This is a genomic window from Rhodococcus sp. DMU2021, assembly GCF_019641445.1.
In the GTDB taxonomy this organism is placed as follows: Bacteria; Actinomycetota; Actinomycetes; order Mycobacteriales; family Mycobacteriaceae; genus Rhodococcus; species Rhodococcus pyridinivorans.
In genome coordinates this window covers 94522-110552 of record NZ_JAIFKB010000002.1, presented here as the reverse complement: position 1 = coordinate 110552, position 16031 = coordinate 94522, and the positions used below count along the sequence as shown (strand labels likewise).

Annotated in this window: 14 protein-coding genes; 8 read left to right on the top strand and 6 right to left on the bottom strand. The window is 68.8% G+C overall.

The window, feature by feature from the left end; translation table 11 throughout:
• Positions 1 to 66: 66 nt before the first annotated feature.
• The gene (locus tag K3M35_RS03865) at positions 67 to 999 is read left to right on the top strand and encodes an adenosine deaminase (RefSeq protein ID WP_220666013.1); all 933 of its coding nucleotides are present in this window, start codon (positions 67 to 69) and stop codon (positions 997 to 999) included.
• A 27-nt stretch (positions 1000 to 1026) separates the two neighbouring features.
• Here the strand turns inward: K3M35_RS03865 and K3M35_RS03860 are convergent, their stop codons facing one another.
• A complete protein-coding gene (locus K3M35_RS03860) occupies positions 1027 to 2334 on the bottom strand; it encodes a D-arabinono-1,4-lactone oxidase (RefSeq protein ID WP_033097315.1) in 1308 nt (435 codons plus the stop codon).
• A 76-nt stretch (positions 2335 to 2410) separates the two neighbouring features.
• Here K3M35_RS03860 and K3M35_RS03855 point away from each other — a divergent pair, with 76 nt between their 5' ends.
• From K3M35_RS03855 to K3M35_RS03845, 3 genes are read left to right on the top strand one after another with little or no spacing between them, the layout of a single operon-like run.
• Positions 2411 to 3055 (top strand): TetR/AcrR family transcriptional regulator, encoded by a 645-nt coding sequence (locus K3M35_RS03855; protein WP_024103473.1) that lies wholly within the window; start codon positions 2411 to 2413, stop codon positions 3053 to 3055.
• Positions 3056 to 3085: 30 nt separating this feature from the next.
• Entirely contained in the window at positions 3086 to 4279 is a 1194-nt protein-coding gene (locus tag K3M35_RS03850) for an alanine racemase (RefSeq protein ID WP_220666012.1), read from the top strand.
• A gap of 27 nt (positions 4280 to 4306) precedes the next feature.
• Positions 4307 to 4981 (top strand): alpha/beta hydrolase, encoded by a 675-nt coding sequence (locus K3M35_RS03845; RefSeq protein ID WP_220666011.1) that lies wholly within the window; start codon positions 4307 to 4309, stop codon positions 4979 to 4981.
• 28 nt (positions 4982 to 5009) lie between these two features.
• Here K3M35_RS03845 and K3M35_RS03840 read toward each other — a convergent pair whose 3' ends face one another.
• The 3 genes from K3M35_RS03840 to K3M35_RS03830 form a co-directional block, all read right to left on the bottom strand.
• Positions 5010 to 6812 (bottom strand): long-chain fatty acid--CoA ligase, encoded by a 1803-nt coding sequence (locus K3M35_RS03840; protein ID WP_039586272.1) that lies wholly within the window; start codon positions 6810 to 6812, stop codon positions 5010 to 5012.
• Between the two features lie 151 nt (positions 6813 to 6963).
• A complete protein-coding gene (locus K3M35_RS03835; protein WP_024103477.1) occupies positions 6964 to 7674 on the bottom strand; it encodes a phosphoribosyltransferase in 711 nt (236 codons plus the stop codon).
• 39 nt (positions 7675 to 7713) lie between these two features.
• The gene (locus K3M35_RS03830; RefSeq protein ID WP_220666010.1) at positions 7714 to 9057 is read right to left on the bottom strand and encodes a TrpB-like pyridoxal phosphate-dependent enzyme; all 1344 of its coding nucleotides are present in this window, start codon (positions 9055 to 9057) and stop codon (positions 7714 to 7716) included.
• Positions 9058 to 9215: 158 nt separating this feature from the next.
• Here K3M35_RS03830 and K3M35_RS03825 point away from each other — a divergent pair, with 158 nt between their 5' ends.
• Positions 9216 to 11096, top strand: a complete 1881-nt coding sequence (locus K3M35_RS03825) for a DEAD/DEAH box helicase (RefSeq protein WP_006553923.1) — start codon at positions 9216 to 9218, stop codon at positions 11094 to 11096.
• A gap of 60 nt (positions 11097 to 11156) precedes the next feature.
• Here the strand turns inward: K3M35_RS03825 and K3M35_RS03820 are convergent, their stop codons facing one another.
• The gene (locus K3M35_RS03820; protein WP_220666009.1) at positions 11157 to 13058 is read right to left on the bottom strand and encodes an ABC transporter ATP-binding protein; all 1902 of its coding nucleotides are present in this window, start codon (positions 13056 to 13058) and stop codon (positions 11157 to 11159) included.
• A gap of 89 nt (positions 13059 to 13147) precedes the next feature.
• Positions 13148 to 13738, bottom strand: coding sequence for a hypothetical protein (locus K3M35_RS03815; RefSeq protein ID WP_006553924.1), 591 nt, complete (start codon positions 13736 to 13738; stop codon positions 13148 to 13150).
• A gap of 125 nt (positions 13739 to 13863) precedes the next feature.
• Here K3M35_RS03815 and K3M35_RS03810 point away from each other — a divergent pair, with 125 nt between their 5' ends.
• The 3 genes from K3M35_RS03810 to K3M35_RS03800 are packed head-to-tail and all read left to right on the top strand — an operon-like array spanning position 13864 to position 15961.
• On the top strand, positions 13864 to 14601 hold the full coding sequence (locus K3M35_RS03810) for an ABC transporter ATP-binding protein (protein ID WP_064851497.1): 738 nt from the start codon (positions 13864 to 13866) through the stop codon (positions 14599 to 14601).
• Positions 14598 to 15353: an ABC transporter permease gene (locus K3M35_RS03805; RefSeq protein ID WP_033097325.1), complete on the top strand. Its 756-nt coding sequence runs from the start codon at positions 14598 to 14600 to the stop codon at positions 15351 to 15353. The genes K3M35_RS03810 and K3M35_RS03805 overlap by 4 nt, the downstream gene beginning before the upstream one ends.
• A complete protein-coding gene (locus K3M35_RS03800) occupies positions 15350 to 15961 on the top strand; it encodes a TetR family transcriptional regulator (RefSeq protein WP_006553927.1) in 612 nt (203 codons plus the stop codon). The genes K3M35_RS03805 and K3M35_RS03800 overlap by 4 nt, the downstream gene beginning before the upstream one ends.
• The last annotated feature ends 70 nt before the right edge of the window (positions 15962 to 16031 follow it).

Below are 16031 nucleotides of genomic sequence, written 5' to 3'. Positions count from 1 at the left end.
GAAGGGTCGCTGAGCTCCGGTTTGGAAGGGTCGCTGAAAGACCGAACGAGAGATGACGAGGATCAGGTGACCGACGGATTCGCAGAACTGCACGTACACATCGAGGGCACGCTCGAACCCGAGCTGATCCTCGCCCTCGCCGAGCGGAACCGCATCGAGTTGCCCTATCGCGATCTCGACGATCTGCGCAGCCGCTACGAGTTCACCGATCTGCAGTCGTTCCTCGACCTGTACTACGCGAACATGGAGGTCCTGCGCACGGCGCAGGACTTCGCCGACCTCGCCCGCGCCTATTTCGCTCGTGCGGCGCGGGCGGGTGTCACCCACGCGGAGTTCTTCTTCGATCCGCAGGCCCACACCTCGCGCGGTGTCCCGCTGCCAGAGGTCGTAGCCGGGCTCTCCGACGCGGTCGCCGGGGCACACCGGGAGTTCGGGGTCGATGCGGCGATGATCGCGTCGATCGTGCGCGATCGCCCCGTGCCCGAAGCGCATCAGGTGTTCGGCGAACTGCTGCGCCTCGGTGCGCCGATCATCGCTCTCGGCCTGGACTCGGCGGAGGTCGGTCACCCGCCGTCACTGTTCGAGGACGTCTTCGCGCGGGCGCGGGCCGAAGGGCTGCACATCACCGCGCACGCGGGGGAGGAGGGACCTCCGGAATATGTTTGGCAGGCGCTCGATCTGCTCGGCGCCGAGCGCATCGACCACGGCATCCGCTCGCTCGAGGATCCCGAACTCGTCGCGCGCCTGGTCGACGAGAGCATTCCCCTCACCGTCTGCCCGTTCTCGAATGTCCGCCTCCGCGTGGTGGATACGCTCGCCGACCATCCGCTGCGCCGCATGCTCGAGGCGGGCCTGTCGGTGAGCGTGCACTCGGACGATCCCGCCTATTTCGGTGGTTACGTCGACGACAACCTCGCAGGGCTGAAGGATCAGCTCGGTCTGACCGATGCCGAACGGGATGTGCTCCGGCGCAATTCGTGGGACGCCGCCTTCCTCTGAGTCCGTCCGGGTGAGTCGGCTCGGGCGTCATTCGCCCAGGACGCGGCGCAGATACGGGTTCGTGAAGGTGCGGTGCGGATCCACGCGGTCGCGCACGGCGAGGAAGTCGTCGAACCGAGGGTAGAGCTCGCGTAGAGCGTCCGCGGTCAGGGAATGGAGCTTGCCCCAGTGCGGGCGTCCCTGCGCGGCGCGCAGGATCGGCTCGACACCGTCGAAGTAGGGCGTGTGGTCGCGCCGATGGTACTGGTGCACGGCCACATAGGCGGTATCGCGGCCCTGCGCCGTGGACAACCAGACATCGTCGCCCTGCGCGAACCGCACCTCCACCGGAAAACCGACACGAACGTCCGTGCGCTGCAGCCACGCATCGATCTCGCGCAGAACCGCTGGAAGGTGCTCGGCGGGGAGCGCGTACTCCATCTCCCGGAACCGCACCCGGCGGGTGGAGGCGAACACCCGGTAACTGCGGTCGACGAAGGTGCGCGGGGACAACGCCCGGGACGCGACCCGGTTCAGCGCCGGGATGGTGGCGGGAACCCGCGTCCCGACCTGCTGGAGGAGTGCGAAGGCGCCGTTGGAGAGCAGTTCGTCGTCGAGGAGGGTGCGCACCCGCCCGACCGGCTGCACCGGTGCCTCACCGGGGAGGCGGGTGTTGCGTTTGATGAGCACGCCGTCGGTGTGTGGGAACCAGTAGAACTCGAAATGGTCGACACCGCTTCGCAGTTCGTCGAGGACATCGAGTGTGGTGCGGAGCGACGAGGGGGCTTCCTCTGCGCGCAGGCGGAATGCGGGGACACAATCGAGCGTCACGGTCGCGAGCACGCCGAGGGCGCCGAGACCGAGCCGGGCGGCCTCGAACAGGTCGGGCTCGTGCTCGGGGGAGCAGTCGACGATCCGGCCGTCGGCGAGCACGATCGTCGCGCCGCACACGGCTGCTGCCAGTCCGCGGAAGGTCGCGCCGGTGCCGTGGGTGCCGGTCGAGATCGCGCCGGCGACGGACTGCACGTCGATGTCGCCGAGATTCGGTACGGCGAGGCCCTGTGCCCACAGCAGGTCGCCCAGGCCGCGCAGTCGCGTCCCCGCCCGCACGGTGACGCGCGCGCCGGTGGCCGACGGTTCCACCGCGACGAGACCGGACATCCGGTCGAGCGAGATGAGCGTGCCGTCGGTGACGGCCGCGCCGGTGAACGAGTGCCCGGCGCCCACGGCCTTGACATGTTCGCCCTGCTCGGAGGCGCGGACGACGACGCGCGCGAGGTCGTCGGTGCTGCCGGGGGTCTCGAAACGGCGAGGTGCCGCACTCTCGGTGCGAGCCCAATTGTGCCAGGTGGCCATGCCTCATCTTCGACCTGGACAATCGTCCAAGTCAACACCTGCTCGTGAACCTTTCCCGACCTCTACCATCAGGGTCATGCCGAATCGGTTGCCTGCTGACGAGCGCCGCGCCCAACTCGTGGCAGCAGCACTGGAACTGGCGGAGGGCGGGGGAGTCGGAGCCGTCACGGTCCGCGCCGTCGCCGAGAAGGCCGGAGTGTCACTGGGCGTTGTCCACTACTGTTTCGACAGCAAGGAAGCCCTCGTCGTCGCCATGGCGAACGCCGTCGTCGGCGAACTCGCCGGAGCCATGCACGCGGCCTTCGATGTGCCCGAGGACGCGCAGCAGACCGGCGGCGTCGACTGTCTCCGCTCGATGCTCCACACCGGCCTTCGCTCCATGTGGTCGACGATCGAGTCCACGCCGGGGCTGCAGACCCTCACCTACGAGATCACCGCCTACTCGCTCCGGCAGCGCACCGATGGCAGTCCCGCCGGCGGCGACATCGCCGTGGAGCAGTACCGCCTGATGGACAAGCAGGCCCAGTTGTTCCTCGACACCTGCGCCGAGCGGTGCGGCGTCGAATGGTCGCTGCCCACTTCGACGCTCGCACGACTGTCGTTGTCCGTGCTCGACGGCGTCGTGCTCCGGTGGCTCGTCGATCGCGACGGCGAGGCGGCCACGGCCGAACTGGGAGTCGTCGCCGACATCATCGCGACCCGTGCCGTAGAACGTTCCTGACCCGACCCGACCTTTTCGAAGGGATCGCCCGTGCTCCGTGCTGCTTCCGTTCACGACGCCGCCCTCGACCGGGTGCACGCGGCGACGGCCGACCTCGACCCGCCGTTCGCCGCCGTCGATCTGCCCACCCTGCGGCGCAACGCCGACGACCTGATCCGCCGCGCGAACGGTGTGCCCGTGCGGGTCGCGAGCAAATCGGTGCGCTGTCGTGCCGTCCTCGCCGAGGTCCTCGGTCCGGAACTGACCACCCGCGGCGGTTTTCGCGGCATCATGGCGTACTCGCTACGGGAGGCGCTGTGGCTCGTCGAGCACGGAGCGCGCGACATCCTGATGGGCTACCCCACGGTCGACCGGGCGGCGCTCGGGAAGCTCGCGGTGTCGCCGGACGCGGTGCAGGCGATCACGCTCATGGTCGATTCGGCCGAGCACCTCGACATCATCCGTACGGCTTTGGGGAAGAACACTTTCCGGACGAAGGTCTGCCTGGACATCGATGCGTCGTTGCGGGTGGGTCCGCTCCATCTCGGTGTGCGCCGTTCTCCGCTGCGCGACCCGGAGGCAGCCTCCGGCCTGGCCCGTCGCGCCGACGCCGCCGGATTCGACGTCGTCGGAGTGATGTTCTACGAGGCCCAGATCGCGGGCCTGCCCGACTCGTCGCTGCCGGTACGGCTCGTCAAGGGACTGTCGGCGCGGGATCTCTCCTCTCGTCGCCGCGCCGTGGTGGAGGCCGTGCGTGCGGTCGTGGGTGACCTCGAACTGGTCAACGGTGGCGGAACCGGCTCGCTCGAGGTGACCACCGCCGATCGTGTCGTCACCGAGGCCACCGCGGGATCGGGGCTGTACGTGCCCACCCTGTTCGACGGCTACCGGGCGTTCACCCCGAACCCGTCGATGTTCTTCGCGCTGCCTGCCGTACGCAAACCGTCACCGTCGGTCACGACGTTGTTCGGCGGCGGGTACATCGCGTCCGGCCCGACCGGCGCCTCGCGGGTGCCGCGCCCGGTCCGTCCTGTGGGATTGAAGTTGCTGGGGACGGAAGGTGCCGGCGAGGTGCAGACCCCGGTGCGCGGTCGCGCTGCCGCGTCGATCCCCGTCGGGGGACGGGTGTGGTTCCGCCACGCGAAGGCCGGCGAACTGTGCGAGAGGTTCGACCGGGTGTACCTCGTCGACGAGAACGGACGCACCGAGGTTCCCACTTATCGCGGTGAGGGCGGCTGCTGGTGACCTTCCGGCTCCGGCCACAATGAGGCCATGCCGTTGACGTTCTTCCCCGGGTCGGTCGGCCGGGTCCACTGGCGGTGCCGGACCGTCGACGACGCGAGAGCCGGTGTGGTGTTCGCGCACGGTTTCGGGCAGCACACCGGGCACTACCACCGTTTCGCCTCCGGCCTCGCCGCCCACGGCATCGCGTGGTGGGGACTCGACCTCGCCGGACACGGGCTCTCCGAAGGAGAACCCGGCTCACCGGGCAACGTCGAGTTCCACGCCGAGGACTTCGGCGTGCTCACCGGCCTCGCCGCCGAGTCCGGTCTGCCGCTGGTGATGATGGGCCATTCGCTGGGGGCGGCGACGGTCCTGACGGCGCTGGATGCCGATCCCTCCGGTGGTAGCCGCCTCGCGGGCGTCGTGCTGTGCGGTACGCCGCGCACCGCGGCCCTGCCGGAGACGGCCGAAGCGCTCGGCGCGAGCGACCTGCCGGTCCTGCTGGTCCACGGCGTCGACGACCGGCTGGCCCCCATCGACCCGGTACGCGAGTGGGCGTCGTCGCTGCCCGGGGCACAGTGGTGCGAGTATTCCGATGCCGGGCACGACCTGTTGCACGAACCCGTACATCGCAGGGTGACTTCGGATATTGCCGCGTTCGTGGGCGACGTGGCCGACCGGATTCCCAGATTCCCCGAGAAACGACCGGGCCCCTCGCGGTGACGAGGGGCCCGGTCGACGGTGTGGAACCTCAGTTGTAGATCGCTGCGATCTCGGCGCCGTGCTTGTCGTGGATGATGTTCCTCTTGAGCTTGAGCGTCGGGGTCAGCTCGCCGCTCTCGACGCTGAAATCGGTCTCGAGGAGGCGGTACTTGCGGATCGCCTCGGCCTTCGAGACCTTCTTGTTGGTCTCGGCAACCGCCTCGTCGATCTCAGCGATCAGGTCGGGGTTCTTGATCAGATCGGCGACCGTGGTTTCCGCCGGCAGACCGTGTCGCTCGAGCCAGCCCGGCAGCGCCTCCGGATCGAGGGTGATCAGCGCGCCGACGAATGGCTTGGAATCACCGACCACGATGACCTGGCTGATCAGCGGGTGGGCGCGCAGCGAATCCTCGAGGACGGCCGGGGCGACGTTCTTGCCGCCCGCGGTGACGATGAGTTCCTTCTTGCGGCCGGTGATCGAGATGAAGCCGTCCTCGTCGATCGCACCGATGTCGCCGGTGTGGAACCAGCCGTCGCGGATGGCTTCGTCGGTGGCCTTGTCGTTCTGCCAGTAGCCGTCGAACACCTGGGGGCCCTTGAGGAGGAGCTCGCCGTCCTCGGCGATCTTCGCGGCGCAGCCGTTGAACGGCGTGCCGACGGTGCCGATCTTCTGGGCGGCCGGGGTGTTCATGATGATGCCGCCGGTGGTCTCCGTCAGGCCGTAACCCTCGTAGATGGTGACGCCGACACCGCGGAAGAAGTGGCCGAGACGTGCGCCGAGTGCGGCGCCGCCCGAGACGGCCCGGGTGACGTTGCCGCCGAGCGCGGCCTTCAGCTTGCCGTAGACCAGCTTGTCGAAGACGAAGTGCTGGATCTTCAGGCCGAGGCCGGGGCCGCCGTTCTCGAGGGCCTTGCTGTACTCGATCGCGACCTCCGAGGCCTTCTCGAAGATCTTGCCCTTGCCGCCGTCGTAGGCCTTCTGCTTCGCCGAGTTGTAGACCTTCTCGAACACGCGGGGCACCGAGAGGATGAAGTTCGGCTTGAAGACCGCGAACTGGTCGAGCAGCGTCGTCAGGTCGGAGGTATGACCGACGGTGACCTTGCTGTCGAATGCCGCGAACGAGATCAGGCGCGCGAAGACGTGTGCCATCGGGATGAACAGCAGGGTGCGCTGGCCCTCGTGCATCGAGTCGGGCAGGGCCAGGCCGCAGGCCGCGGACTCCGAGGCGAAGTGGCGGTGCTTGAGCTGGACGCCCTTCGGCCGGCCCGTGGTGCCGGAGGTGTAGATGAGGGTCGCCGCGGATTCGGCCGTGACCGAGTTGCGCCGTTCCTCGACCTGCTCGTCGGTGACCGCTGCGCCGCGTGCGATGAGCTCGTCGACCGCGCTCTTGCCGCCCGGCGCCGGCTCGATCTGCAGGACCTCGCGCACGGTCGGGGCGTTCTCGGCGACCTCGCGGACGGTGTCGACGTGACCGGAGTTCTCGACGATGAGCAGCTTGGTCCCGGAGTCCTCGAGGATCCACTGGGCCTGGTCGGCCGACGACGTCTCGTAGATCGCCACGGTGGCACCGCCCGCGGCCCAGATGGCATAGTCGAGCAGGACCCATTCGTAGCGCGTCGCCGACAGGACCGCGACGCGGTCGCCGAGCTCGATACCCGACGCGATCAGGCCCTTCGCCACGGCGCGCACCTCGGATGCGAACTGGCGGGCGGTGACGGGAACCCACTTGCCGTCGACCAGTCGCTCGAACGGCACGAACTCCGGCGACTCCTTCTCGTGCCGGAAGACGCTGTCGGCCATCGACGTGTTCTCGGGAATCGAGAACGACTGTGGTACGGCAATCTCACTCACTGTGACCCCTCCATCGTTAGGTGCTGTCGGTGTGCATTGCATCACACGTCGTTGGGAAATGCATTACCCTCGGACCGCTTTGCCCTCTTTTTACAGTCCGATAGGCAGTGATCCAGGTAACAATGCTACCCGCCGGTAACGAGGATTGCCACTATCGGATCGTCTCGTCGGATTTCCCGGTACCGGAAGTACCAGTATTTCGGAGAAGGAGAATCGCTTCGTCGTCGCCGAGCTGATGGAAGTCGTCGTAGGCGGCGCCGACGCTGTCGGTGTCCACCGGCGTCCACGGGCAGATCACCTCGTCGGCCGTCCGGCCGGCCCGGCGCAGTGCGTCGGGGGAGGCCACCGGCACCGCGAGGACGACCCGGGTCGCTCCGGAGGCGCGCGCGGCGAGGCATGCCACCGCGGCCGTCGCACCTGTGGCGATGCCGTCGTCGACGACGATCGCCGTGCGGCCCTCCAGCGGCACCCGGGTGCGACCGGCACGCAGGCAATCGGCACGTCGAGCCAGTTCGGCCAGCTCGCGTCGCTCGACGGCCGCCACGGATTCGGGGGCGATCCGCCCGCGCCGGATCACGTCGTCGTTGAGGACCCGGAAGACGGCGTCCTGCGTGGTCGATTCCCCGGCGGTTCCGGGACCCGGTCCTTCGGCGATCGCGCCCATCGCGAGTTCGGGATGCCAGGGCACGCCCAGTTTGCGCACCACGAGGACGTCCAGGGGCGCATCGAGGGCTGCGGCGAGTTCACGGGCGACGGGAATGCCGCCGCGAGGTAGTGCGAGGACCACCGGGTCGGCGTCGCGCAGGTGCCCGGCCGACCGGGCGAGTCGCCGGCCTGCCTCCTCGCGTGTGGCGTACCCCACACCTCCAGTATGGGACGGTCCGCCCGGGCGGGCGAGCACTCACCGCCCGGACGGACCGAGGGGATCTCGGTCGAGCTCGCCCGACAGGTACGAGTGGTAGGCGGGCAGATCGAGCTGGCCGTGGCCGGACAGGCCGATCACGATGACCTCGGGTTCGGTGAGGCCCCGCGCGTACTCCGCGGCCGCGGCGATCGCGTGCGACGACTCCGGCGCCGGCACGATGCCCTCGTTCCGGGCGAAGAGCACCGCCGCGGAGAAGGCATCGGTCTGTGCCACGGACTGTCCCTGCACGTAGCCGAGCTCGACGGTGTGGCTGAGCAACGGCGCCATGCCGTGATATCGCAGCCCGCCGGCGTGGATCGGATCCGGGATGAAGTCCTGGCCGAGGGTGTGCATCTTCAGCAGCGGGGTCAGACCCGCGATGTCACCGTGGTCGTAGCGGTACTCGCCGCGGGTGATCGACGGGCACGCCGCGGGCTCGACGGCGACGACACGCGTGGTCGCCCGCTCGTGGATGACCTCGCGCAGGAACGGGAACGACAGGCCGGCGAGGTTCGAACCGCCGCCCGCGCAACCGAAGACGACGTCGGCCTGGTCCTCACCCGCGGCCCGCAGTTGCTCCACGGCCTCGAGGCCGATGACGGTCTGGTGCAGCACCACGTGGTTGAGCACGCTGCCGAGGGTGTAGCGGGCGGCGGCGTCCTTCACTGCGACCTCCACGGCCTCCGAGACCGCGATGCCGAGCGAGCCGGGTGTGTCCGGGTGCTCGGCAAGGACGGCGCGACCGGCCTCCGTCAGGTCGGACGGGCTGGGATGTACTGTGCCGCCGTAGGTCTCGATGAGGAAGCGGCGGTAGGGCTTCGAGTCGTAGGAGGCGCGGACCTGCCACACCTCGAGATCGATACCGAACTTCGCGCACGCAAACGACAGGGCCGAACCCCACTGTCCGGCACCGGTCTCCGTCGTGAGCCGGGTGACGCCGTCGAGCGAGTTGTAGTAGGCCTGTGCGACCGCCGAGTTCACCTTGTGGCTGCCCACCGGGCTCACGCCCTCGTACTTGACGTAGATGCGGGCCGGGGTGCCGAGTGCCTTCTCGAACGAGCGGGCGCGGAAAAGGGGCGTGGAGCGGTAACCGGCGTAGACCTCGCGCACGGCCTCCGGGATCTCGATGTCGGTCTCGGTCGACAGTTCCTGCTCGATCAGTCCCGCGGCGAACAGAGGTGCGAGATCGTCGGCGGTGATCGGTTCGCGGGTGCCGGGGTGCAGGTGCGGCGGCGGGGCCACCGCGAGGTCGCCGACGATGTTGTACCAGTACGTCGGAATACCCGAATCGGCGACGGACGGGGGTGTCGCGGACGCGTGCGCGGAGGGGGAAGCCGTCACTGGGGAATCCTTCGGTCGAGGACGGTGAACCTGCCCAGTGTGACGCGCCCCGGGTGCCGGCGACGGGGTGGGGTGGGTCATTGTTCGCGCGCTCGAGCCCGGGTCGCGGCCGGGTCCGGGCGCGAAGAGGTGAGTTCATCCGATAAACTGCTGGTCAAATGAGTGATATTCAAGACGCCCCCGACCAGGAGACCGCAGCTCTCACGTTTGCCGATCTCGACATCGATGCACGTGTGCTGCAAGCTCTTTCGGATGTGGGTTACGAGTCCCCGTCGCCGATCCAGGCGGCGACCATCCCACCGCTGCTGGAGGGACGGGACGTCGTCGGTCTCGCTCAGACCGGCACCGGCAAGACCGCCGCCTTCGCGGTGCCGATCCTCTCGCGTATCGACACCTCCGTGAAGCGGCCCCAGGCGCTGGTGCTGGCGCCCACCCGCGAGCTCGCGCTGCAGGTCGCGGAGGCTTTCGGTAAGTATTCCGTCCATATCCCGGGCCTGTCCGTCCTGCCCATCTACGGCGGTCAGGCATACGGTGTACAGCTATCCGGCCTCCGCCGCGGCGCCCAGGTCATCGTCGGCACCCCCGGACGTGTGATCGATCACCTCGCCAAGGGCACCCTCGACATCTCCGAACTCGAGTTCCTCGTCCTCGACGAGGCCGACGAGATGCTCACCATGGGCTTCCAGGAGGACGTCGAGCGCATCCTCGCCGACACCCCCGACACCAAGCAGGTCGCGCTGTTCTCCGCGACCATGCCGGGCGCGATCCGCCGGCTGTCGAAGCAGTACCTGAAGGATCCGCAGGAGATCACCGTCAAGTCGAAGACGACGACGTCGGCGAACATCTCCCAGCGCTGGGTTCTCGTCTCCCATCAGCGCAAGCTCGACGCGCTGACCCGAATCCTCGAGGTCGAGACCTTCGAGGCCATGATCATCTTCGTGCGCACGAAGCAGGCCACCGAGGACCTGGCCGAGCGCCTGCGCGCCCGCGGTTTCTCCGCCGCCGCCATCAACGGCGACATCGTGCAGGCCCAGCGCGAGCGCACGATCAACCAGCTCAAGAACGGCACGCTCGACATCCTCGTCGCTACCGACGTCGCCGCGCGTGGTCTCGACGTCGAGCGCATCAGCCACGTCGTCAACTACGACATCCCTCACGACACCGAGTCGTACGTGCACCGCATCGGCCGCACAGGCCGCGCCGGCCGCACCGGCGACGCGCTGCTGTTCGTCGCTCCGCGCGAGCGTCACCTGCTCAAGGCGATCGAGCGGGCCACCCGCCAGCCGCTCGCCGAGATGCAGCTGCCCACCGTCGAGGACGTCAACGCCCAGCGCGTATCGAAGTTCAACGACTCGATCACCGAGGCGCTCGCCTCCGATCACCTGCAGCTGTTCCGCACCTTCATCGAGGACTACGAGCGTGAGCACGACGTGCCGCTCGCCGACATCGCGGCCGCGCTGGCGGTGCTGTCTCGCGACGGCGAGTCGTTCCTCATGGAGGCCGAACCCGAGCCGGTCGCACCGCCGCGCCGCGAGCGCGAACCGCGCGAGCGTCCGCCGCGTCGCTTCGACGACGGGCCGAAGGTCGGTCGCGACGGCCAGGAGATGACCACCTACCGCATCGCCGTAGGCAAGCGTCACCGCGTGCAGCCCGGTGCGATCGTCGGTGCCATCGCCAACGAGGGCGGACTGCGCCGCGGCGATTTTGGGCACATCAGCATCCGTGCCGATCACAGCCTCGTCGAGCTGCCGAAGGATCTGTCGCCGCAGACCCTCGACGCGCTGCGCTCCACCCGAATCTCGGGCGTGCTCATCCAGCTGCAGCCCGACTCCGGCGCACCGTCCGGACGTCCCAGCTCGTATCGCGGACGCGACGACCGTCGCGGTGACGATCGACGCGGGGGAGACCGTCGCGATCACGGCAAGCGCGATCGTGGCGGCAAGCGCGAGTACGGCGACAGCCGTGGCGGCCGCTCCGGCGACTTCACGCACCGCAGCGACCGCAACGATCGTGGTGGTCGCGGCGGATACCGCGACTGAGACCGCCGGCCGATCCACTCGGCCGGGACGTCGGCGGTGGCACCGTCGACGTCCCGGCGCTCATGCGTCGAGTATGGGGGCTCCCACCGATACCTTCGGTCCCGAATCGGCGAACTGCGTGCGGTACAGCTCCGCGTAGCGGCCGCCCGCCGCCAGGAGATCGTCGTGGTTGCCGCGTTCGACGATGCGCCCGGCCTCGACGACCAGGATCTCGTCGGCGGCGCGGATGGTCGACAGGCGGTGCGCGATGACCACCGACGTGCGACCCTCGAGCGCCTCGGTCAACGCCTCCTGCACAGCGGCCTCCGAGGTCGAATCGAGATGGGCGGTGGCCTCGTCCAGGATCACCACCCGCGGATGGGCGAGCAGCAGTCGCGCGATCGTCAGCCGCTGACGCTCACCACCCGAGAGCCGGTAGCCGCGTTCGCCGACGACCGTGTCGAGTCCGTTCGGCAACGACGCGATCAGGGGCTCGAGGCGTGCGCGACGTAGGGCGTCCCACAGTTCGTTCTCGCCGGCTTCGGGGCGGGCGAGCAGCAGGTTGTTGCGGACCGTGTCGTGGAACAGGTGACCGTCCTGGGTGACCAGCCCGACTGTCGCGCGGATCGAGTCGGCGGTCAGTTCGCGGACGTCCGCTCCGCCGAGCAGCACGGCGCCGGAATCGACATCGTACAATCGCGGGATCATTTGTGCGATGGTCGATTTGCCCGCGCCGGACGATCCGACCAGTGCGACCATCCGGCCCGGTTCCACGCGGAACGACACGTCGCGCAGCACCTCTTCGCCGCCCCGCGAATCGAGCACCGCGACCTCCTCGAGCGATGCGAGCGAGACCTTGTCGGCGGACGGATACGCGAAGGTGACATTCCGGAGTTCCACTGCGACCGGACCGCCGGGCACCGGCCGGGCGTCGGGCGACTGCTCGATCAGCGGCTTCAGATCGAGGATCTCGAAGACCCGCTCGAAGCTCACCATCGCACTCATGACGTCCATGCGGGCGCTGGCCAGCGCCGTCAGCGGAGAGTACAGGCGCGTGAGGAGCATCGCCATCGCGACCACCGAACCGGGATCGAGCTGGTCGCGCAGGGCATAGAAACCGCCGAGGCCGTAGACGAGTGCGAGCGCGAGTGCGGACACGAGTGTCAGGGCCGTGACGAACACGCTCTGCAGCATCGCGGTGCGCACGCCGATGTCGCGGACCCGCTTCGCCCGGACGGCGAACTCCCTCGACTCCTGTGCCGGACGGCCGAACAGCTTGACCAGGGTGGCGCCCGGAGCCGAGAACCGTTCGGTCATCTGCGTGTTCATCACCGAGTTGTGGTTGGCGGCCTCCCGGCTGAGCTGCGCGAGCCGGGCGCCCATGTGCCGGGCGGGAATCACGAAGATCGGGAGCAGCAGCAGTGCGAGAAGGGTGATCTGCCAGGATATCCCGATCATCACCATCAGGGTGATCGCGAGGGTGACGATGTTGCCGACCACGCCGGACAGGGTGTCGCTGAAGGCACGCTGCGCACCGATGACGTCGTTGTTCAGGCGCGAGACGAGCGCGCCCGTACGGGTTCTCGTGAAGAAGGCGACCGGCATGCGCTGCACGTGGTCGAAGACCGTGGTGCGCAGATCGAGGATGAGATCCTCGCCGATGCTCGCCGACAACCAGCGGTTCGCGATCCCGAGGCCGGCCTCGATCAGTGCGATCGCGGCGATGATCACCGCGAGCAGCACCACGACCGAGACCGCGGCGCCGTCGACGATCGCGTCGATCACCCGCCCCGCGAGTACCGGTGTCGCGACGCCGAGCGCCGCGATGGTCACGCTCAGGACGAGATAGAAGGTGATGTTACGGCGGTGCGGCCGGGCGAACTCGGCGATCCGCCGCAGGCTCGCTCGGGAGAACGGCCTGCGGTCGCTCTCGGCGTGCATCGCGTTGTACATCGCGTTCCACGCGGTGACTTCCATGCTCATGGTGTCGGCCTCCTCGGGTCGCAGCCGAGGCTAGGACCTCGAGTGCGCTCGAGGTCAAGCCTAGGCTCGCACCACGACAGGACGAGGCGTCAGCGAGCCACGTCGATCACCACGCGGGTCGGTCCGGTGAGGGAGTACACCGAGAACGGCGTGCCGTGCGCGGCGACGCCGATGAACGACTGGGTGACACCTTCGAAGACGCCGGACCCGCTGACCTCCACCACGGATCCGCCGGCATCGGCGAGCACGGGATCCGGGCCGGCGTACTGCTCGACACCGCTGTCGAACGGATAGGCCGAGCCGTCGATGAGCACCTGCAGCACGGCGTCGCCGGCGACGGGGACCTCGTTGCCGCTGCCCTGCTGGAGTGCCTCGTCGACGTAGCCGACCCGCCACCCCGGTGTGCCCTCGCCGCCGAGTTCGTAGACCACGCGGTCGAAGCCCTCGTGACGTCCCGTGCGGATGTCGACGACCGTGAGTTTTGCGCCCTCTCCGGCCGGGGAGACCTTCTCGCGCGCGTCGCGCGGGACCTCGTCGGAGGTGGTGGTCTCGGGAGCCGAGGACGTCGGCGTGTCGACCGAGACGGCGGGGGAGGGTGCGGGCTCGTCGGCACCGGCGGAGCATCCCGCCAGGACCAGTGCTGTTGCGGTGACGGCCAGGGCGAGACGCGTGTGCTTCATGGGGCTCATGGTACGTCGGAACTCCCGTCGGCCACTGGCGACGCTCGCGGGGGTTGACCGGATCGAGACGTGAGGCGCACAATTCATCCAAGGATGATTTCAACACTCGATGAATTGAGTGGATCATGGCCATCGACCACATCTCCGACGCTGTCGACATCCGCGATCTGCACGTTCGGCGTGGCACCCATCGAGCTCTCGAGGACGTGAGCGTGCGCGTCCCGCGCGGGGCGATCACCGGACTGCTCGGCCCCTCGGGCTGCGGGAAGACCACCCTGATGCGCACGATCGTCGGCACCCAGATCGTCGAATCCGGCACGGTCACGGTGCTGGGCCTGCGCGCGGGCAGCGCCGAACTGCGCCGCCGCATCGGTTACGTCACCCAGTCGCCGAGCGTCTACCCCGACCTGACCGTCACCGAGAACGTCTCCTATTTCGCCTCCCTCTACGGGCGGAAGGGCGCCGCGGTCGCCGATACCCTCGCGGCGGTCGGGCTCACCGACCACGCCGGCAACCGGACGGCGGCCCTCTCCGGCGGTCAAATGGGCCGGGTGTCGCTCGCGTGTGCGCTGGTGGGCGATCCCGAACTGCTCGTGCTCGACGAACCCACCGTCGGACTCGATCCACTGCTGCGCGCCGAACTGTGGGAACACTTCCGCGCACTCGCCGATCGCGGCACCACCCTGCTCGTGTCGAGCCACGTCATGGACGAGGCCGGCCACTGCGACGAGCTCGTCCTCCTGCGCGAAGGCCGGCTGGTGGCCCAGCTGACCCCGGCCGAGCTGCGCGAACAGACAGGGGAAACGGGCCTCGAGAACGCCTTTCTCCGACTCATCCGGAACCGGACGGGAGCACGACCGTGAGCGCCGTCATCTATGCCACCACGACCACCCGCATCCTGCGTCAGTTGCGAGCCGACCATCGCACCGTCGCGATGATCGTGCTCGTCCCGAGCCTGTTGATGACGCTGCTGTACTTCATGTACCAGAACGCGCCCACCGGCCCGGGCGGAGTCTCGCTGTTCGACCGGATCGCCGTCACGATGCTCGGGATCCTCCCGTTCGTCGTGATGTTCCTGGTCACCTCCATCGCGATGCAACGCGAACGCAGTTCGGGCACCCTCGAACGGCTTCTCACCACACCGCTGACGAAACTCGACCTGCTTGCCGGTTACGGCAGCGCCTTCTCGCTCGCGGCGGCCGTCCAAGCCGGTCTCGCATGCGTGGTGGCCTTCTGGCTGCTCGACGTCACCAGCGCCGGATCCGTGCTGTGGGTGCTGGTCGTCGCGGTTCTCGTCGCCGTCCTCGGGGTCTCCCTGGGGCTGCTGTGCAGCGCCTTCGCCCGCACCGAGTTCCAGGCCGTGCAGTTCATGCCGGTGATCGTCATTCCGCAGTTCCTGCTGTGCGGGTTACTCGTCGCCCGGGACGATCTGCCCGACTGGCTGCGCTGGATCAGCAACGCACTGCCGTTGAGCTACGCGGTGGAGGCGCTGCAGGAGATCACCGTGAATCCGGGGGTCACCGCCGTCATGGTGCGGGATCTGATCGTCGTCGCGGCGTTCGCCGCCGCGGCCCTCACACTCGGTGCGGCGACGCTGCGCCGTCGCACCCCGTGACGAGCGAGGCCGGGACGCGGCGCCCCGGCCGCCGTCCCGGGAACTCGGGCGCGCGCGGCGACATCCTCGCGAGCGCCCGGGAACTGTTTGCCGCCAACGGTTTCGACAAGACGACGGTGCGTGCGGTAGCGGCCCGTGCAGGGGTGGACCCGGCGCTCGTGCACCACTACTTCGGCACCAAGCTGCAGCTGTTCACCGCGTCCATCGCGCTGCCGGTCGATCCGCGCGACGTCCTCGCCCCCGTCTACGCGGCCGAACCCGAAAATCTCGGCCGTGCCCTCACGACCGCCCTTCTCGGTGTGTGGGACTCCCCGCACCGCGACGCGGCCGTGGCGATGTTCCGTGCGCAGATCGCCGGGGGCGACAGCGGTCTGATCCGCTCGTTCCTGCTGGAAGTCGCGCTCGCACCGCTGTTCGAGCGTATCGACCGTCCCGTCGGCACCGGCCGGCTGCGGGCCGAACTGGTGGCCACCCAGATGACCGGGATCATGCTGGTGCGCTACATCATCGGACTCGAACCGCTCGCGTCGATGTCGTCGGAGCAGCTCGTCGAGATCGTCGCCCCCACTGTGCAGCGCTATCTGACCGGCGACCTGCCCGGCATGTGACCGCAGCTTCGGGGGCGTGCGCTTCGGTCGGAGACAGAGGCGCGCCGTCGACACGGTGCATCGGTCCGCG